Raw genomic sequence first — 16233 nt, 5'->3', positions numbered from 1 at the left:
AATGTCGACCCATAACTGGACCGAAGTTCTTGTCGGCGGCGTCGTTTTGGCCGGTGCTGTGGCATTTGGTGTCTATGCCAGCCAATCGACGGGCTTGTCGCAAGGGGCTGCTGGATATGAACTGGGTGCGTCTTTCAGATCTCTGGAGGGTGTGGGTGTCGGCACGGATGTTCGCCTTGCCGGGGTCAAGATCGGAACCGTAACGGGCGTCACCCTGAACCCTGAAACCTACCGCGCAGACACGACTTTCACGATTGCGGACGGGATTCTGGTGCCGGACGACAGTGCCATTGTCATTTCCTCAGAAGGTTTGCTGGGGGGCAATTTCGTCGAGGTGATGCCCGGTGGGTCGCCATTCTACTTTGAACCTGGCGATGAGATCGAGGATACGCAGGGCGCGGTCAGCCTGATTTCCCTTCTGGTCAAGTTCGTAGCCGGAGACGGCAGCGAATGATACGCGCCGCGTTTCTTGCCTTGTTGCTGGCCGCCACTGGTGCGGCCGCGCAGCAGAAAGTTCAATCTGGACCCGGGGCAATGTTGCGGGGCTTGGACAAGGTCAACGGCCAGACCGTCGATGTTGAATTGAAAACCGGCGAGACGGTAGCGGTATTTGGGCTGGATGTTGCCTTGGGAGATTGCCGTTTTCCCGTTGACAATCCAACGGGTGACGCGTTCGCCTATCTGACCATCTGGGAGAGCGGAAAGGCCGATCAGCTGTTTGACGGTTGGATGATCGCAACCTCCCCCGCGTTGAACGCGCTGGATCACGCGCGTTATGACGTTTGGGTCATACGGTGTATCACACCTGCCGCCGACTGATTCAGCGGTGCCGAGAAATCGGCGCTGTGGTTCAAGGCCTCTTCCAGCTCTTTCTTGTAGGCGCTGCGCGGAATTTCGATTGCGCCCAAAGATGCCAGATGCGCGGTCAGAAACTGCGTGTCAAACAGGCGGAAGCCGGTTTGCCGCAGGCGGTCCACAAGATAGGCGAGGGCGATTTTCGAGGCGTCTTTGCGTCTTGAAAACATGCTTTCGCCGAAAAATGCTGCGCCCAGGGTCACGCCATAGACGCCGCCCACCAGATCGGTGTCTTCCCAGACTTCCAGTGAATGCGCATGCCCGGTTTGGTGCAACTGACGGTACAGGTCATGAAGTTCGGCGTTGATCCAGGTATCTGCCCTGTCGGCACACCCGTCGACGACGCCGGAAAAGTCCTGGTCGATCGAGATATCGAACCCGCAGTTTCGGATACGGCGCGCCAGGCTTCGGGAAATGTGGAATCCGTCCAGTGGAAAGACGCCGCGAAACTTGGGATCGACCCAAAACAGCTCGGGGTCATCGCGATGCTCGGCCATCGGAAAGATACCGATGGAATAGCCATGCAACAAAAGTTCGGGGGACAGGCTCATGTCAGGTATGAGGCAACCGGAGGGCATAGGCCCTCCGGTCCTTGGTGACTATTGTTCCATGTTCTCCGCAAGCCAGCGCTCCAGCCAATGGATGTTGTAGTCGCCGCTGCGCAGATCGGGTTCCTGCAACAGTGCGTGGAACAGAGGGACCGTGGTATCGATACCGTCGACAATCAATTCCCCCAGCGCGCGTTCCAGTCGGGCCAGCGCTTCGGCCCGGTCACGGCCCTGCACGATCAGCTTGGCGATCAGAGAGTCATAATAGGGTGGAATCGAATACCCGTCATACAGAGCCGAGTCCATTCGAACGCCAAGGCCCCCCGGCGCGTGGTACGCGGTGATCTTGCCGGGGCAGGGCGAGAAATTTGGCAGCTTTTCGGCGTTGATCCGAACCTCGATGGCGTGGCCGTTGATTTCCAGATCGTCCTGATCGAACGACATCGGTTCACCCGCTGCGACAAGGATTTGTTCGCGCACCAGATCGACGCCAAAGATACCTTCGGTGACTGGGTGTTCCACCTGAAGTCGAGTGTTCATTTCGATGAAATAGAACTCGCCATTTTCGTAGAGGAACTCGATGGTGCCGGCACCGATATAGTTGATTTTCGCGACCGCATCCGCGCAGATCTTGCCGATCCTGGCGCGTTCTTCGGGTGTGATGCAGGGGCCGGGGGCCTCTTCGAACACCTTCTGGTGGCGCCGCTGAAGCGAACAATCCCGTTCGCCCAGATGAACAGCCTTGCCTTTACCGTCGCCAAACACCTGAATTTCGATGTGGCGCGGCGTGGTCAGGTATTTCTCGATATAGACTTCGTCGTTGCCAAAGGCGGCCTTGCCCTCGGCCCGTGCAGTCATGAAGGCGCTTTCCATTTCGTCAGCGTTCATCGCAACCTTCATGCCGCGACCGCCACCGCCTGCGGTAGCCTTGATGATGACCGGATAGCCGAATTCCTCACCGATCTTCTTGGCCGTCGCAAGATCAGGCACGCCGCCGTCTGATCCCGGCACGCAAGGCACGCCCAGAGCCTTCATCGTGTCCTTGGCCGTAATCTTGTCGCCCATGACGCGGATGTGTTCCGCGGTGGGGCCGATGAACGTGATGCCGTGATCTTCGACGATCTGCACGAACTCGGCATTCTCGGACAGGAAGCCATAGCCAGGGTGGATCGCCTGCGCACCGGTGATTTCACAGGCCGAAATGATCGCGGGCACGGACAGGTAGCTTTGGGGGCTGGGCGGGGGGCCGATGCAGACCGATTCGTCCGCCATGCGCACATGCATTGCGTCGCTGTCCGCGGTGGAGTGGACGGCTACCGTCTTAATCCCCATCTCGCGGGCGGCGCGGATGACGCGCAGGGCGATCTCGCCTCGGTTGGCAATCAGGATCTTGTCGAACATGGGCCCGCCTTACTCGATGATGACCAGAGGTGTGCCGAACTCCACAGCGTCGCCATCGCCGACCAGAACACGTTTGATCGTGCCCGACTTGGGCGCGTGGATGTGGTTCATGGTCTTCATCGCTTCGACGATCAGCAGCGTGTCGCCTTCGGACACGGAAGCGCCGACCGAGATAAATGCGGGCGCGCCGGGCTCGGGCTGCATGTAGACGGTTCCAACCATGGGTGAGGTCACCGCGCCAGGGTGGCTGGCCGGATCTTCCTGAGCAGCCGGGGCTTCGGCCACGGCAGGCGCAGCCGCGGCAGCAGCGGCAGGAGCTGGTGCTGCCGCAGGGACGGCAACCTGAACCGGTGCGGCTGCGGCCTGTGTCAAGCGGCTTACGCGCACGTTCAGGCTGTCTTCCTCACCATATTCGCGCTTTACCTGCAATTCGGTCAGGTCATTGTCACGCAGCAACTCGGCCAGAGCCTTGATGAATGCCACATCCGCTTCGTGTTTGGTGTCTGTCATGAGTGTCCTCGACGGTTCCCCTTTGGCCCGTCTGTTTCTTGCGGGCTCTGATCAAATTACGCAGGGTTATAGGCTAAGCGGCGGTGCATGAAAAGCGCCGACTCGCACCATCACAGGCGGGAATCCCGTATAATTTAAAGGGGCGGACAGATTACAGAGGCATCCCTGACAATTTGGCGACAAGCTCGGACAGTTTGCGGGCGCCGAATTTCTCAAGCAGGCGGGCGCGATAGGCTTCGATTGTGCGGTAACTCAGGCCCAGTTCGGCGCCGATTTCCTTGGCGGACAGGCCGCGGCAGGACAGGATCGCCACTTCGCGTTCTCGAACGGTCAATTCGACAAGGGGACGTTCTTCCGAGATGTCGGAAAAGCTCCAGATTCCATGGCGGAACGGGTCATCGGGCGTCAAAGAGCGGCCACGGGCGCGGCACCAGAACAGATCGCCATTGCGCCGCCGCATGACGCGCTCATCCGTATAATAGCCGGTGTCTCGCATCACTTGCAGGCTGCGTTCCCCGATCCTCTCCCAATCCGCGACCGAGGGATAGAGGTGCAACAGCGGCATGTTGCGGTAATCGGCCTCTTCCCCGCCGAAAGTGCGGGCGAATTGCAGATTGCAGCGTCTGATGATCCGGTTTTCCAGTTCAACAAGCCCGATCGGTGCATATTCAAAGGCGGGGTCACTCATCCGCTTATCGTGCCGGGAAACCACGCGGAATTGAAGGGGAGATGCGGTTTCTTGTGGCCATTGATGCGCATTGGCGGCTGCCGCTTTTGTCAAGATTGTAAATATGGTTTGAAAATTCCTCGGTAAACCAGCGAAACACATGATATGTTCTGAAAAATGAGGCTGAAGCCTGGCCAGGAGAATACGATCATGCGTGATATGTTGACGGGAAGCCGTATTCGGGAAAGACGGCAGATTGCCGGGCTTCGGCAGGCGGAACTTGCACGCCTTGCCGGGATATCCGCGTCTTACTTGAATCTGATCGAACATAACCGCCGCCGGATCGGTGGCAAATTGCTGGTGGATATTGCGTCTGCGCTTTCCGTCGAACCCTCTGTCCTGACACAGGGGATCGAGGCAACCCTTGTGTCGGCCCTGCGAGAGGCGGCGGATGACGCCGTCGGGCAGCAGGCCGAAGTGGACGGGCTGGAGGAATTTGCCGGGCGCTTTCCCGGGTGGGCCGGAGTTCTTGCGCAGATGCACCGCCGGGTTGTTTCGCTTGAGCGGAATGTCGAGATCTTGTCGGACCGGCTGACTCATGACCCGCATCTTGCGGCATCAATGCACGAAGTGCTGTCAACGGCGGCGGCGATTCGTTCAACAGCGGCAATTCTTGCAGACACAGAGGACATCGAGGCAGAGTGGCAAGAGCGGTTTCACAAAAACCTGCACCAGGATGCAGAGCGGCTGGCCGGCAGTTCAAAGGCACTAGTAACCTTTCTGGACGAAAGCGACTCGTCAATTGATCCGCGCGGTGTTCCGCTTGAAGAGGTCGAAGCGTTCTTCGAAAGCCGCAGGTACAGTTTTCCGGAATTGGAACAGGGCGAGGACGTGGATGCCGTTGATCTGAGCGTCCTCAACACGTCGGCGGCCCGAACTGTGGCGCGTGAAGTTCTGAAGATGTATCGCGATGATGCAATCGCTTTGCCGCTGGATGCGCTTCGATCGAGCCTGCAAAAAGGCGACACGGATCCCATCGCGTTGGCTTATCGCTTTTCCGTGGACGTCGCCACCGTTCTGCGACGACTGGCGTTCATACCCGATGACGTGTTGCCGCAGCCGGTTGGCATGGTGCTGTGCGATGCATCCGGCAGCATATTGTTCATCAAGCCGATCCCGGGCTTTGCTTTGGCGCGGCATGGTGAGGTTTGCCCGCTGTGGCCGTTGTTCACGGCTTTGAGCCGCCCACTTGTTCCGGTGCGCAAGCAGGTTGTCCAGATGGGGCGGACCCCGGCTGAATTCGAATGTTTCGCCTATGCTTGGCCTTATGCGGTATTGGGGTATGATCAGGATCCCGTTTATCGCTCGGTGATGTTGGTCCGTTCGGGCAACGAGGCGGCAGGTGCCGCTCCGGTCACGCAAGTCGGGCCGAACTGCCGCGTCTGTCCCAGCAATGCTTGCAAGGCCCGCCGCGAACCGTCGATTTTGAGCGAAGGCTTTTGACACTTTCCCGACAGAAGGCTTAATCTGGCGGGGACCGATCTGAGGATGGAGGAACGGTCTTGGGGAGGAACTGAAAATATGAGCCGTAAGGTTCTGTTGATCGAGGACGAGCCGAACATTGCCGAAGCAATCCGGTTTCTGCTGACCCGCGAGGGATGGCAGGTGGACACGCATGGCGATGGCACGGATGCGGTTCAGGTGATTCAGAGGGCACAGCCCGATCTGGTCATTCTGGACGTCATGCTGCCGGGCAAGAGCGGCATGGATATCCTGCGGGACATCCGAGAGATGGAAGAGCTGGCAGGTTTGCCGGTTTTGATGCTGACGGCGCGCGGTCAATCGCGCGACAGGGAAATGGCGGAAAACGCTGGTGTCAGCCGTTTCATGACCAAACCGTTTTCCAATGCCGAAGTTCTGACGGCCGTGCGCGATCTTCACGCGCAGGCGACGCGAATATGATGTCTGGCGAGGGCAAAAAGGGCGCACCACAGGGCGCACGCCCCTCGCTTTTTCTCGAACGTCAAAGCTATCGCCGACGTAGGCTGGCGGATGCGGCGCGGCTGCTGCCGTTCTTGGGGGCGGCGCTGCTGGCGCTTCCGTTGCTGTGGCCCGATCAGCCCGGCAAGGGCGAGGCTGTCCCCTTGTCGTCGGCAATGTATTACATCTTTGTCTGCTGGGGTGCGCTGATCGTGGTTGGGTTGGTTTTCGGAGTTGCCGCCCGCCGTTTGGGCGTGCGCGAGGATCAAGACGCGGACGCTGAGTGATGGCAACCATTAACACGCTGATCCTGGTCTGCCTTGGCTATGTCATCTTCCTGTTCGCCGTGGCTTTCGCCGCTGACCGGATGGCTGCGGCAGGGCGGGGCAAGTGGCTGCGCTCGCCCCTGATCTATACCTTGTCGCTGTCGATCTATTGCACGGCGTGGACGTTCTATGGTGCGGTGGGCAATGCCGCGCGGTCCGGGTTGGAGTTTGTAACGATTTACCTTGGCCCAACCCTGGTGATGGTCAGTTGGTGGTGGGGATTGCGCAAACTGGTGAGGGTCGGGCGCAGTCAGCGGGTGACCTCGATCGCGGACCTGTTGTCATCGCGCTATGGCAAGTCGAACACGCTTGCCGTGTGTGTGACCGTTCTTGCCGTGCTTGGCGGGACACCCTACATCGCGCTCCAGTTGCAATCGATCACCCTGTCCTTTTCGATTTTCGCCGAAGCCGATCCATCGGGTCTGTATCGCGAAGGGTCCAGCGTATTCTGGATGGCGGCGGGGCTTGCCGTGTTCGCAATTCTTTTCGGCACGCGCAATCTGGACGTGAACGAGCGTCACCACGGTGTGGTCACCGCCATCGCCGTGGAGGCCGTTGTCAAACTGTTCGCTCTTATCGCCGTGGGCGTTTTCGTGGTGTGGGGCATTGCCGGTGGCGTTGGCCCGATGATGGAGAGGATAGATGCCTCGGAAATCGGACAGTGGAACGTTGACGCCGGGCGCTGGACGACTTTCATCTTCCTGTCCGCCGCGGCCTTTATCTGCCTGCCGCGGATGTTTCAGGTGATGGTGGTCGAAAATGATGACGAAAGCCATCTGCGAACCGCCGCCTGGGCGTTTCCGCTCTATCTGCTTTTGATGAGCCTTTTTGTCGTGCCAATTGCCGTCGTTGGTCTGGATCTGTTGCCAGAGGGGGCCAATCCCGATCTGTTCGTGCTGACGGTGCCGCTGTCGCAGGGCAATGACTGGTTGGCCATGCTGTCCTTTATCGGCGGGTTTTCGTCCGCAACGTCGATGGTCATCGTCAGCGCAATGGCCTTGTCGACGATGGTTTCGAATCATGTGGTCATGCCCATTTGGTTGAACACGCATGAGGGTACGGGCTCGGTCTCGGGCGATGTGCGCAGCATCGTTCTGGTTGCGCGCCGCGTGTCCATCGCCGTGATCATGGCGTTGGGTTACTTTTATTATCGGTTGTCCGGTGGGGGTGCTGCACTGGCCTCGATCGGATTGATTGCCTTTGCCGGAATCTCGCAGATTCTGCCTGCTTTGGTCGGGGGATTGTTCTGGCGCGGAGCAACCCGGACAGGGGCGCTGGTCGGGTTGAGCGTCGGTTTCGCACTTTGGATATATACGCTGTTGTTGCCAGGTATGGGCGCGCCGTGGATGCCGGATGCCGTCATGCAGAATGGGCCGTTCGGCCTTGCCTGGTTGCGTCCTCATGCCCTGTTCGGGATCGAAGGGATCGATCCGATGGTTCATACCGTGATGTGGTCCCTGTCCCTGAACACCATTGCCTTTTGCATAGCGTCCCTTCTGAGCTTTCCCAGCCCCCTGGAACGTTTGCAGGGGGCGCAGTTCGTCAATGTTTTCGATCACTCGGTTTCACCCGGTGGCTGGTCCGGCTCGGTGGCGCAAAGCGAAGACCTGATGATCATGACACAGCGTATTCTGGGCGCCGCCCCGGCGCAGGAGTTTTTTCAGGCAGAGGCTGAAAAACAGGGCGGCCGGTCGCATATGCCAGAACCGACCCCGGGTTTCCTGAACCGGCTGGAGCGAGAGTTGAGCGGGTCGGTCGGCACCGCCACGGCGCATGCGATGATTGCGCAAATCGTCGGTGGGTCTTCAGTTTCCGTAGAAGATCTGCTGGCGGTGGCGGATGAATCGGCCCAGCTTCTGGAGTATTCGGGGAAGCTGGAAGAGAAGTCGTCGGAATTGTCCCGTACGGCGCGCCAATTGCGCGAAGCAAACACCAAACTTACGCAGATTTCCGAACAAAAAGACAGCTTTCTCAGCCAGGTCAGTCACGAGTTGCGCACGCCGATGACCTCGATCCGAGCGTTTTCCGAGATCATGCGGGATACAGAGGGCCTGAGCCGAGAGGAGCAGACCCGCTATGCCGCAATCATTCACGATGAGGCCTTGCGCCTGACCCGGCTTCTCGACGATCTGCTGGACTTGAGCGTGCTGGAAAACGGGCAGGTCAATCTGAACCTCAGCGATGACAGTTTGCGTTCGGTTCTGGACCGGGCGGTGTCCAGCGCACTGGCCGGAGCAGAGCGGAAAATCATGGTCCGGCGGACTCTTACGGCAGAGCGAATGCGCCTGCATACGGATCTGGACCGGTTGGGGCAGGTGTTCATCAATCTGATCTCGAACGCGCAGAAATACTGTGACGCGGAAGATCCGGTATTGGTCATTTCAGCCCACGACGTCGGCGGCAGGGTCATCATCGATTTCATCGACAACGGCAGCGGCATTCCACCCGGCGCGCGTTCGATGGTGTTCGAGAAATTTGCCCGAGTCGGGGTCGACAAGGCAGGGGGCGCAGGTCTGGGCTTGGCCATTTGCCGCGAGATCATGCAACGGTTGGGCGGTGAGATCACCTATTTGCCCGGGCAGGGCGGTGCGGCGTTCCGGGTCAGCTTGCCTTTGGCTTTCCAGCAGGCCGCGCAATGACACGGCCATAAAGAACTTCGTAACGCTCGGCAGGGTAAACCAATAGCCAGTTATTGAAGCAACTGGTGATCGGGCGCCATGTCACAAACCGTCAGCGCCGCTTTGGCGCGCAAACTGTCTGTTGGACGAAAAGATCTGGGCGATCGCCCGCGTTCGGTTCTGCGGGCGCTGCGCTTGGGGTTTGCGCGGGCGGCAAGTGATCGATTGAACCTTCCCTTGGCTGTCATCGGGGCAAAACAGGCCAGCCGCACGCAGGATGACATGGTGGAATCAGTCGCTCAGGATTGGCTGATGTTGGTGTTTGACGGGCCCGAGGGGCGCGCAGGGATTTGCCTGAGCCCGCATATGGTGTCCGCCATTGTGCAAACCCAGACCATCGGTGAAGTACTGCCCGGTGATCCTGACCCAAGGGCCTTTACGGATACGGACGCCGCCATGGTGGCGCCACTTATCGAAACCGCTCTGACCTTGACCGCCGGCTCAATAGACGCCGCGGCCGAGCAGGTCTGCCTGACGGGATACGAGTTCGCGGCACGTACGAAAGATTCGCGCGGCTTGTCGTTGGCCATGACTGAAGATGAATACCGTGTCTTCGATCTGACGGTTGATCTGGCCGGCGGGGCACAGCAGGGACAGATCTCGATCTTTCTTCCAGAGCATCCTGCCACGCCGGAAAAGGCAGAGGAGGGCACGGACCCGGCCGGTCTCCGGCTTGAGCAGGCATCGGGTGTTGTTCGGGCGGAACTGAACGCCGTCTTGTGCCGGATGTCGCTGCCACTGTCCGATCTGTCAGAGATTCAACCTGGATGTGTCTTGCCATTGCGCGGCGCGCGCCTGGACAGAACTGAGATATTGACCATCGACCGAAAGCCAACGGGCATTGGCCGCCTTGGTCAATGTGGTGGGTTGCGCGCCGTTCGGTTGAACGAACATTCGACCCTGCCCGCCTTGTCGGGGGACGACGCGCAGGAGTTCATCGAAAGCCGAGGGAGAATGCAGCCGCACGATGACCTGGTCGAACCGGTTTCCGGCGCGGTGGATGTCATGCCTCCGGCAATAGAGGACGCGGGTTTGGATCTGACAGGCAACGATCTGTCACTGAACGATTCCGAACGCATGGTCGCAGAGATTTCGCAACTGGCTGGCCTTGACGCGGCCGACACGAATCCCGGCGCGGAATAGGGTTTAGTCTGCCTTGCTGCGGAAGTGTTCCAGGGCAGGGCGCAGGTTTTCCAGTTGATACCCGGCATTTGTCGTGGCAGCCAGAATGTCGTCCGTGCTCATGCGGTCGCATTGACCAAGGGCCCAGACCACCGAACACCGAGTGCCCGAGGCGCAATAAGCCAGAACCGGGCCATCGCAGCTTTCTGCCAGGTCACGCTGCTGCTTTGCAATCTCGGGCGTCATGGTCTGGTGGGTCAGCTCCAACACCTCGTATTCCATGCCTGCCGCACGGACGGCTTCACCGATCGCGTTGGATTGCATGATCGCGGGAACCTCAACATCGGGCCGGTTGCAGATCACCTTGACGAAGCCTGCCTCGGCAATTGCCGGGACGTCTTCTACAGTGATCTGCGGTGAGACAGCATAGCGGGGCGTGATCGGTCGAATCTCCATGCCAAATCCTTAGGCCGCGTTTGCGGCTCTGTCCAGTTGAGCCCCCAGCGTTGGCGCGATGAACATGCCTGCAACCATCGCGATCAGGAAGACTAGGCCACCCAAACCACCATATGTCAGCGAGGCCATCGCCGGTCCCGGGCAAAGCCCGGCCAAGCCCCAGCCCATTCCGAACAGGACGGAACCAATGATGAGCCTGCGATCAACCTCGGACCTCGGAGGAGGTGGAAAATCGCCTCCGGTCAAGGCCTTGCGCCCAGAGGTCAGCCTCCAGGCCACAAGCATCGGCAGGATGGCGCCGCCCATCACAAAGGCCAGGGTCGGGTCCCAGTTTCCGAAAACATCCAACCAGCCCTGAACCTTGGTCGTGTCCGTCATGCCCGAAATCAACAATCCGGCACCGAACAGCGATCCTGCGAGCAAAGCAATCAAAAGGCGCATCAGATCAACCCCCAAACATGGCGCAGCAGAACGAGGGTCATTCCGCCGGCAAGGATATAGAATACGGTGGCCACGATGCCGCGCAGAGAAAATCGCGAGATGCCACAGACCCCGTGACCCGACGTGCAGCCATTAGCGACACGCGTTCCCACACCGACCAGAAGCCCGGCCACAACAACAAGGCCCAGATTGCTGGTGAGATGCGTTTGGGCCTCGGGGGCGATCAGTGGCCGCAGCAGAAGCGGCATACCGATCAACCCGGCGATGAAGGCCAGGCGTTCGGCTTTGGTGTCGCGGGCCTCACCGTCGACAAGGCCACCCAAAATGCCGCTTGCCCCCATGATCCTGCCATTTCCAAGCAGGTAAACGGCTCCGCCCAGGCCAATCAGCAGGCCACCGCACAACCCCCAGATCCACTCGATGTTCATGTGGGTTTATCCTTTTTTGATTGACTTGACTTGCGTCAGATTTTGTTCACCGGCAGCTTCAGGAATACACCGCCTTGCTCATCGGCGGGCGGCATTTGCCCCGCCCGCATGTTGACCTGCAAAGAGGGCAGGATCAGGCGCGGCATGGCAAGGGTGGCGTCCCTTGCGTCACGCATTTCCACGAATTCTTCGATGCTGCGTCCTTGTCCGATATGGACGTTCAGCGCTTTCTGTTCGCCTACCGTCGTTTCCCAGGCATATTCATCGCGGCCCGGCGCTTTGTAGTCATGTCCGACAAAGATGCGCGTTTCGTCCGGCAGCGACAGGATTTTCTGGATCGATTCAAACAATGTGGCTGAGGAGCCTCCGGGAAAATCGCAGCGGGCCGTGCCGAAATCCGGCATGAACAGCGTGTCGCCTACAAAGGCGGCGTCGCCTATCACATAGGTCAAGCAGGCCGGGGTATGGCCAGGGGTATGAAGAACATCGCCGCGCATCTGCCCAATGTGAAAACTGTCCCCCTCCGAGAACAAGGCGTCGAACTGGCTACCATCGCGCTGGAACTCGGTTCCTTCATTGAAGACTTTGCCGAACGTGTCCTGCACGGTGACGATCTGAGCGCCAATTCCGATTTTGCCACCCAGTTCCTGTTGCAGGTAGGGGGCCGCAGACAGGTGATCGGCGTGAACGTGGCTTTCCAAAATCCACTCAACCTTTAGATCGTGCGTGCGCACAAAGCCGATGATTGCGTCAGCCGATTTTGTCTCTGTGCGCCCCGAAGCATGATCGAAATCCAGAACACTGTCGATGATGGCGCAGGCACGCCCTTGCGGTTCATGAACAACGTAGGACACCGTGAAGGTTTGATCGTCAAAAAACGCTTTCACTGCGGGTGTCATGATTTCCTCCGTATCGGTTGTCGTCATCATATATGTAAAATGGAATGTGATGCAACATCGAACCTGTGTTTGATGCGCGTCAAGGCATTCACGATTAAATCAGCTTAAACTTTAGCCCATCCGCGCCGGATTGCCGAAAACGCGAATGTGTTGGGCAATATCCCGCACAATTTCAGGTTAATATCAGCGGGTCTTATTCCCGTTACCTATATCTGGGATACTGGCGACACTTGGGAGGGTATTATGACATCGACAAGTCTTTATTCCGAAGCAGAACGGCTTGAACAAGAGCTCAGAAATGCGTGCCTTGATACGCGTTTGGCGCTTCAGCCGAGTGTGAGCAAGGTTGTCGACCGTATGCGACAGCAGGGGATGCAGGTGCCGTCCCGCCTGCGGCGTCTGGATGCAGCCCTGTGTGAAGACGCTATGGAAGCGCAGTTCGACAACTTGCCGATTTGAAACAAGTGGTCATCCAAAGGATATCCCGAGGATGACCAGCATCAATCCAAGGACGGACAGGAACAAAGACGCCAAGTTCCAGGGCAAAACGCCCTGAACGGTCGCGCGCAGTTCGTCGTCTGACAGACCCGCCTTGCGCGCTTTCATCACGCGAAGAATACACCAGATCAGGCCGGCGAGGCCGGTCAGAGAAAGGGCTGCGCCGCCCCAAGTGATGAATTCGAACATGGTGCCCTACATCTCTTCGTGAACTACCCCCGCGCTTACCGGAACGGATCACGCCGTACAAGTGCGCTTGGGGATTGGGTGGGATTGGGTGCTTGCGACCCGGGCGGCGGCATTGTATCCGGCTTCCTGCATCAGATTTCAGCCCTTGGGACGGACGCGTATGGAAGGCATCACCAAAGATCAGACTGCCGCCAACTGTCGCGTGACTGCCGATGAGCCGTGCCAGTTCATCGAACGGTTTGAGGGGCTGGATGCGGTGAATACAAGCCGGTGGAACAACGGAAAAAAGCCATGGCCGAGGCCCGGGCACGTCGTTGCTTCTGCCTCTCGAAAACTGTTTTGTGTGTAGCAACCAAAGCTTGAGGCGAATACAGGTGGTATGAACTGTATTCTCTTAGCGGTGATGATCCAGAATTGGGAAGAATTGGATGAGCATGTCGGAAGAAGCAGAAGCAAGTTACAAGGTCACCTCTGGGGAGTTGCGCCAATTTGTTGAGCGTATCGAGCGCCTGGAATTGGAAAAGAAAGACATCGCGGATCAAATAAAGGAAGTGTACGCAGAGAGTAAATCGCGCGGCTACGATGTGAAGGCTCTTCGCAGCATCATTTCTCTCAGAAAAAGAGATAAGGATGATATTGCCGAGCAAGAGGCTGTCATCGAGATGTACAAAGAAGCCTTGGGCATGAACTAAGGCCGGTTCTTGGCAAAAGCGCTAATTCATTCGGGCTGACGAAAGCTTTGCGAAGAAATGCGCGTCACTTGCCAAGAATGCAACATGTACAGCCAGACAGGGCAGAGATCTTAAAAAGTCGAAGACCTGTCTGGCTGTCCGGTGATAACTTTTGCCTCAGTTGCCTTGTGGGTTTGCAGGGTCCTTGTTGACGACCAGATCTGTTTTACACAGGCAGATATTCAATGTGTCAGAAAGCCGAAGCTGCGGTTGCTGAAGACCTTGTTGCCTTTTTTGATAGTTTATCCGAGGCAAGACCTGCCTCGTGATTGCCTGAAGGCTTGCGGCTCAAGGGCTGGGTTCTTTTGGCATTGAAGATCGTTGAAGATTCCTGTTCCGCCTTTTGCGGAGTGACGCATGCGATTGGGCTGTGCAGAATTCTCGACCGACCCTGCGGCATTGCGGGTGCGAGCGCCGCAAACCATTCTTTAGATCAACCAAAAGACGGGTCATGTACCAACCAACAAAGCCTGACCACTCAAGTGGGGCTGATCAGCGCGACCGACACCTTTTTGGCATAAGGCATGGTGGTGTTAAGAACTCAGCGCTCGGTAATGAAGGACAGCCCGGACACGAGTTGTCTCAGCCCAAGCGCCGCGCCTGCAAAGATCGCGGCGAATGTCACAGGCGCGCTGTAGGCCAGAAGTGAGAAGGCAGATATGCCTTGTCCGACGCTGCAACCTACTGCGATGATCGCTCCGGGGCCCATGATCGCCGCGCCCAGCATCTGCCGTTTCAATTCGCGCGGATCTTCGCAGGCTTCCCAGCGAAAATGACCCTTTGACCAGGACCCCAAAAATGCGCCGATCAGAACGCCCGAGACTGATCCGACGGCAAAAGACAAAGTGTTTCCGGACGCTGTCATCAAGTAGAATATCGTGTCACCCAAGGGTGCCGCGAAGGTATGCGTTTGCACCGGCTCACCGTCAAAACCGTGGGTTGTTACCCAGTTTGTGCCAAGCCAGCCCGAGACGATCGCCAGTCCAACCACAGATCCCCAGAACACCTGCGCTGGCGTGCGGCGGAACTGCTGGTTCGCCAAAGCGAAGACCACCAAAACGACACCGACGGCAGTACCGACGAGCCACGCCGGAACAAAGGTCAACCGTTCAGCTAGAAAGCTGACGCTTTGGGGCGCGCTGATATCCATTTCCACTGGAAACAGCCAAACCCGCAGATATGCCAGGGGGCCGGACATTACGACATATGCCGAAAGGCCCATGATCAGGACGATGACGAAGGATCGAAGGTCGCCGCCTCCCAACCTTGCCAGCGCCCCATAGCCGCAGTTCCCGCTGATGGCCATTCCATAACCGAACATGAGGCCGCCCACGATCGAACCGATCGGGTTCCAAGTCTGGGCAAGGTAGCGTGTTCCGACCGGGTCAAGCCACCCGAACGCCATGGCGGCATGGCTTCCAACAATCGCGACGCCAATCGCAACCGCCCACATGCGAAGTCGCCGATCATCGCCTGCGTAAAGGAAGTCTTCGATTGCACCCAACGTGCAAAAGCGACCGATGCGCGCAGCCAGCCCCAAAGCGATGCCCCCAATCAAACCGATCAGAGCAACGGCATTTGCGTCTCCCAATGCTTCGAACATTGCCAGTCTCCTCCCAAAGCTGGCGGCGTCTTGACCGGCTTCTACGTCTCCCGGCAGAAAAGATCGTAAACGACTTCCAGTATTTGCGTCGAACGATCATCAGCCAATCTGTAATAAATTGTCTTACCCTCGCGCCGTGTTTTGACCAAGCCTTCAAAGCGCAGTCGGGATAACTGTTGGGATACGGCGGCCTGTCTCGCCGACAGCATCTCTTCCATCTGGGTGACGGACTTTTCACCCGATGACAGATAGCACAAGATCATCAGACGCCCCTCGTGGCTGATGGCCTTCAGGAAGTTTGATGCCGTCTGGGCATTCTCCATCATTCGGTCCAGATCTTCTGCACACATGTCCTTTGTGAACACCGGCAGTTTCGATGGTTTGTCCAAAAGGATCGCCTCGCTTTCTCAGCTTCACGCATTCAAAACAGTTTATGTAATTTGCCGCCGATTAGCCAGAGGTCTCAACCTGTATCCCTGCGTCACGCAGCATCACGCCCAACAACCCCCAGAAAAAGTCTTCGCCGGGGTAGCCTTCGATCCGGCCGACTTCTTGGCCGTTGTACAGCAAAACAAAGGTCGGAGTGTAGTAGAGAGGTCGTTTTAGGGTGATCCCATCCGGCAGGGTTTCATGGATGTCGACACGCTGAAGCGGGGCGGCAACTCCTTCTTGTGTTTTCGGGTAGATCCCCGAGATTTCGGAATCCCATCGGGCACACCACATGCACCCATCTTCTTCGGCCATCAGAAGCGTCATTTCAGCCCGTAAAGCCAGGGGCGAAACAAGCAACGTGACCGCAAGCACAAGCAGGAAAAGGTGGCGCATCTCAAGCTCCGATTGACCGCAGCGTCATATCTTTATTACTTTGAATGTATGAATGATAGCGTGCCAGGACAGGTTT

At 58.0% G+C, this 16233-nt stretch carries 22 protein-coding genes; 10 read left to right on the top strand and 12 right to left on the bottom strand.

The features are described 5' to 3' along the window. Window position 1 precedes the first annotated feature (1 nt). Together mlaD and GOW04_RS10575 are read left to right on the top strand one after the other, a co-directional pair. Entirely contained in the window at window positions 2-454 is a 453-nt protein-coding gene (gene mlaD / locus GOW04_RS10580; protein WP_152457347.1) for an outer membrane lipid asymmetry maintenance protein MlaD, read from the top strand. After that, complete coding sequence (locus GOW04_RS10575; protein ID WP_171232529.1) at window positions 451-819, top strand: DUF2155 domain-containing protein; 369 nt, start codon at window positions 451-453, stop codon at window positions 817-819. Before mlaD ends, GOW04_RS10575 begins: the two co-directional genes overlap by 4 nt. Here GOW04_RS10575 and aat read toward each other — a convergent pair. The 4 genes from aat to GOW04_RS10555 form a co-directional block, all read right to left on the bottom strand. Then, complete coding sequence (aat, locus tag GOW04_RS10570) at window positions 774-1406, bottom strand: leucyl/phenylalanyl-tRNA--protein transferase (RefSeq protein WP_216600304.1); 633 nt, start codon at window positions 1404-1406, stop codon at window positions 774-776. The genes GOW04_RS10575 and aat overlap by 46 nt on opposite strands. Before the next feature lie 48 nt (window positions 1407-1454). Next, complete coding sequence (gene accC, locus GOW04_RS10565) at window positions 1455-2804, bottom strand: acetyl-CoA carboxylase biotin carboxylase subunit (protein ID WP_152457350.1); 1350 nt, start codon at window positions 2802-2804, stop codon at window positions 1455-1457. A gap of 9 nt (window positions 2805-2813) precedes the next feature. Next, window positions 2814-3314 (bottom strand): acetyl-CoA carboxylase biotin carboxyl carrier protein, encoded by a 501-nt coding sequence (gene accB, locus GOW04_RS10560; protein ID WP_171232527.1) that lies wholly within the window; start codon window positions 3312-3314, stop codon window positions 2814-2816. 151 nt (window positions 3315-3465) lie between these two features. Further along, window positions 3466-4002, bottom strand: a complete 537-nt coding sequence (locus GOW04_RS10555) for a LuxR C-terminal-related transcriptional regulator (RefSeq protein ID WP_152457352.1) — start codon at window positions 4000-4002, stop codon at window positions 3466-3468. Between the two features lie 189 nt (window positions 4003-4191). Here GOW04_RS10555 and GOW04_RS10550 point away from each other — a divergent pair, with 189 nt between their 5' ends. The 5 genes from GOW04_RS10550 to GOW04_RS10530 all read left to right on the top strand — a co-directional run bounded on the left by GOW04_RS10550 (window position 4192) and on the right by GOW04_RS10530 (window position 10108). After that, entirely contained in the window at window positions 4192-5484 is a 1293-nt protein-coding gene (locus GOW04_RS10550; RefSeq protein WP_171232526.1) for a helix-turn-helix domain-containing protein, read from the top strand. A gap of 78 nt (window positions 5485-5562) precedes the next feature. Then, the gene (locus GOW04_RS10545; RefSeq protein WP_152457354.1) at window positions 5563-5943 is read left to right on the top strand and encodes a response regulator transcription factor; all 381 of its coding nucleotides are present in this window, start codon (window positions 5563-5565) and stop codon (window positions 5941-5943) included. Continuing rightward, window positions 5940-6248: a hypothetical protein gene (locus GOW04_RS10540; RefSeq protein WP_254430124.1), complete on the top strand. Its 309-nt coding sequence runs from the start codon at window positions 5940-5942 to the stop codon at window positions 6246-6248. The genes GOW04_RS10545 and GOW04_RS10540 overlap by 4 nt, the downstream gene beginning before the upstream one ends. Then, complete coding sequence (locus tag GOW04_RS10535; protein WP_171232525.1) at window positions 6248-8926, top strand: sensor histidine kinase; 2679 nt, start codon at window positions 6248-6250, stop codon at window positions 8924-8926. Before GOW04_RS10540 ends, GOW04_RS10535 begins: the two co-directional genes overlap by 1 nt. A gap of 78 nt (window positions 8927-9004) precedes the next feature. After that, window positions 9005-10108, top strand: a complete 1104-nt coding sequence (locus GOW04_RS10530; RefSeq protein ID WP_171232524.1) for a FliM/FliN family flagellar motor switch protein — start codon at window positions 9005-9007, stop codon at window positions 10106-10108. A gap of 3 nt (window positions 10109-10111) precedes the next feature. Here the strand turns inward: GOW04_RS10530 and GOW04_RS10525 are convergent, their stop codons facing one another. The 4 genes from GOW04_RS10525 to GOW04_RS10510 are packed head-to-tail and all read right to left on the bottom strand — an operon-like array spanning window position 10112 to window position 12311. Further along, window positions 10112-10543: a TIGR01244 family sulfur transferase gene (locus GOW04_RS10525; protein WP_171232523.1), complete on the bottom strand. Its 432-nt coding sequence runs from the start codon at window positions 10541-10543 to the stop codon at window positions 10112-10114. Window positions 10544-10552: 9 nt separating this feature from the next. Next, complete coding sequence (locus GOW04_RS10520; protein ID WP_152457358.1) at window positions 10553-10984, bottom strand: DUF6691 family protein; 432 nt, start codon at window positions 10982-10984, stop codon at window positions 10553-10555. Then, window positions 10984-11412: a YeeE/YedE family protein gene (locus GOW04_RS10515; RefSeq protein WP_171232522.1), complete on the bottom strand. Its 429-nt coding sequence runs from the start codon at window positions 11410-11412 to the stop codon at window positions 10984-10986. The genes GOW04_RS10520 and GOW04_RS10515 overlap by 1 nt, the downstream gene beginning before the upstream one ends. Window positions 11413-11447: 35 nt before the next feature. Beyond that, the gene (locus GOW04_RS10510; RefSeq protein WP_171232521.1) at window positions 11448-12311 is read right to left on the bottom strand and encodes an MBL fold metallo-hydrolase; all 864 of its coding nucleotides are present in this window, start codon (window positions 12309-12311) and stop codon (window positions 11448-11450) included. Window positions 12312-12554: 243 nt separating this feature from the next. On the opposite strand from GOW04_RS10510, the gene GOW04_RS10505 reads away from it, so the two are divergent. Continuing rightward, complete coding sequence (locus GOW04_RS10505) at window positions 12555-12770, top strand: hypothetical protein (protein ID WP_152457361.1); 216 nt, start codon at window positions 12555-12557, stop codon at window positions 12768-12770. A 9-nt stretch (window positions 12771-12779) separates the two neighbouring features. On the opposite strand, the gene GOW04_RS10500 is transcribed toward GOW04_RS10505, so the two are convergent. Continuing rightward, on the bottom strand, window positions 12780-12998 hold the full coding sequence (locus GOW04_RS10500) for a hypothetical protein (protein WP_171117671.1): 219 nt from the start codon (window positions 12996-12998) through the stop codon (window positions 12780-12782). 428 nt (window positions 12999-13426) lie between these two features. Between GOW04_RS10500 and GOW04_RS10495 the strand changes: the two genes are divergently transcribed. After that, a complete protein-coding gene (locus GOW04_RS10495) occupies window positions 13427-13690 on the top strand; it encodes a DUF2312 domain-containing protein (protein WP_152457363.1) in 264 nt (87 codons plus the stop codon). A 308-nt stretch (window positions 13691-13998) separates the two neighbouring features. Next, window positions 13999-14250 (top strand): hypothetical protein, encoded by a 252-nt coding sequence (locus GOW04_RS10490; RefSeq protein ID WP_171232520.1) that lies wholly within the window; start codon window positions 13999-14001, stop codon window positions 14248-14250. Between the two features lie 20 nt (window positions 14251-14270). On the opposite strand, the gene GOW04_RS10485 is transcribed toward GOW04_RS10490, so the two are convergent. The 3 genes from GOW04_RS10485 to GOW04_RS10475 all read right to left on the bottom strand — a co-directional run bounded on the left by GOW04_RS10485 (window position 14271) and on the right by GOW04_RS10475 (window position 16157). After that, window positions 14271-15332 (bottom strand): YeeE/YedE family protein, encoded by a 1062-nt coding sequence (locus GOW04_RS10485; protein ID WP_171232519.1) that lies wholly within the window; start codon window positions 15330-15332, stop codon window positions 14271-14273. Window positions 15333-15373: 41 nt separating this feature from the next. Further along, window positions 15374-15682: a metalloregulator ArsR/SmtB family transcription factor gene (locus GOW04_RS10480; RefSeq protein ID WP_152459831.1), complete on the bottom strand. Its 309-nt coding sequence runs from the start codon at window positions 15680-15682 to the stop codon at window positions 15374-15376. Window positions 15683-15782: 100 nt separating this feature from the next. Further along, complete coding sequence (locus GOW04_RS10475) at window positions 15783-16157, bottom strand: hypothetical protein (RefSeq protein WP_171232518.1); 375 nt, start codon at window positions 16155-16157, stop codon at window positions 15783-15785. Window positions 16158-16233 lie beyond the last annotated feature (76 nt).

Source organism: Ruegeria sp. HKCCA4812, assembly GCF_013034245.1.
GTDB lineage: Bacteria > Pseudomonadota > Alphaproteobacteria > Rhodobacterales > Rhodobacteraceae > Ruegeria.
Note: the sequence above shows the minus strand (reverse complement) of the source record. Positions and strands in the feature narration are given on the sequence as shown.

Excerpts from the sequence above, each read along its gene's own strand:
- GOW04_RS10485 (WP_171232519.1), bottom strand. The coding sequence starts at position 15,332 with ATGTTCGAAGCATTGGGAGACGCAAATGCCGTTGCTCTGATCGGTTTG.
- GOW04_RS10505 (WP_152457361.1), top strand. The coding sequence starts at position 12,555 with ATGACATCGACAAGTCTTTATTCCGAAGCAGAACGGCTTGAACAAGAG.
- aat (WP_216600304.1), bottom strand. The coding sequence starts at position 1,406 with ATGAGCCTGTCCCCCGAACTTTTGTTGCATGGCTATTCCATCGGTATC.
- GOW04_RS10555 (WP_152457352.1), bottom strand. The coding sequence starts at position 4,002 with ATGAGTGACCCCGCCTTTGAATATGCACCGATCGGGCTTGTTGAACTG.
- GOW04_RS10510 (WP_171232521.1), bottom strand. The coding sequence starts at position 12,311 with ATGACACCCGCAGTGAAAGCGTTTTTTGACGATCAAACCTTCACGGTG.
- GOW04_RS10475 (WP_171232518.1), bottom strand. The coding sequence starts at position 16,157 with ATGCGCCACCTTTTCCTGCTTGTGCTTGCGGTCACGTTGCTTGTTTCG.
- mlaD (WP_152457347.1), top strand. The coding sequence starts at position 2 with ATGTCGACCCATAACTGGACCGAAGTTCTTGTCGGCGGCGTCGTTTTG.
- GOW04_RS10535 (WP_171232525.1), top strand. The coding sequence starts at position 6,248 with ATGGCAACCATTAACACGCTGATCCTGGTCTGCCTTGGCTATGTCATC.
- GOW04_RS10495 (WP_152457363.1), top strand. The coding sequence starts at position 13,427 with ATGAGCATGTCGGAAGAAGCAGAAGCAAGTTACAAGGTCACCTCTGGG.
- GOW04_RS10480 (WP_152459831.1), bottom strand. The coding sequence starts at position 15,682 with ATGTGTGCAGAAGATCTGGACCGAATGATGGAGAATGCCCAGACGGCA.
- GOW04_RS10550 (WP_171232526.1), top strand. The coding sequence starts at position 4,192 with ATGCGTGATATGTTGACGGGAAGCCGTATTCGGGAAAGACGGCAGATT.
- GOW04_RS10575 (WP_171232529.1), top strand. The coding sequence starts at position 451 with ATGATACGCGCCGCGTTTCTTGCCTTGTTGCTGGCCGCCACTGGTGCG.
- GOW04_RS10540 (WP_254430124.1), top strand. The coding sequence starts at position 5,940 with ATGATGTCTGGCGAGGGCAAAAAGGGCGCACCACAGGGCGCACGCCCC.
- accC (WP_152457350.1), bottom strand. The coding sequence starts at position 2,804 with ATGTTCGACAAGATCCTGATTGCCAACCGAGGCGAGATCGCCCTGCGC.
- GOW04_RS10500 (WP_171117671.1), bottom strand. The coding sequence starts at position 12,998 with ATGTTCGAATTCATCACTTGGGGCGGCGCAGCCCTTTCTCTGACCGGC.
- GOW04_RS10545 (WP_152457354.1), top strand. The coding sequence starts at position 5,563 with ATGAGCCGTAAGGTTCTGTTGATCGAGGACGAGCCGAACATTGCCGAA.
- GOW04_RS10520 (WP_152457358.1), bottom strand. The coding sequence starts at position 10,984 with ATGCGCCTTTTGATTGCTTTGCTCGCAGGATCGCTGTTCGGTGCCGGA.
- accB (WP_171232527.1), bottom strand. The coding sequence starts at position 3,314 with ATGACAGACACCAAACACGAAGCGGATGTGGCATTCATCAAGGCTCTG.
- GOW04_RS10525 (WP_171232523.1), bottom strand. The coding sequence starts at position 10,543 with ATGGAGATTCGACCGATCACGCCCCGCTATGCTGTCTCACCGCAGATC.
- GOW04_RS10515 (WP_171232522.1), bottom strand. The coding sequence starts at position 11,412 with ATGAACATCGAGTGGATCTGGGGGTTGTGCGGTGGCCTGCTGATTGGC.
- GOW04_RS10530 (WP_171232524.1), top strand. The coding sequence starts at position 9,005 with ATGTCACAAACCGTCAGCGCCGCTTTGGCGCGCAAACTGTCTGTTGGA.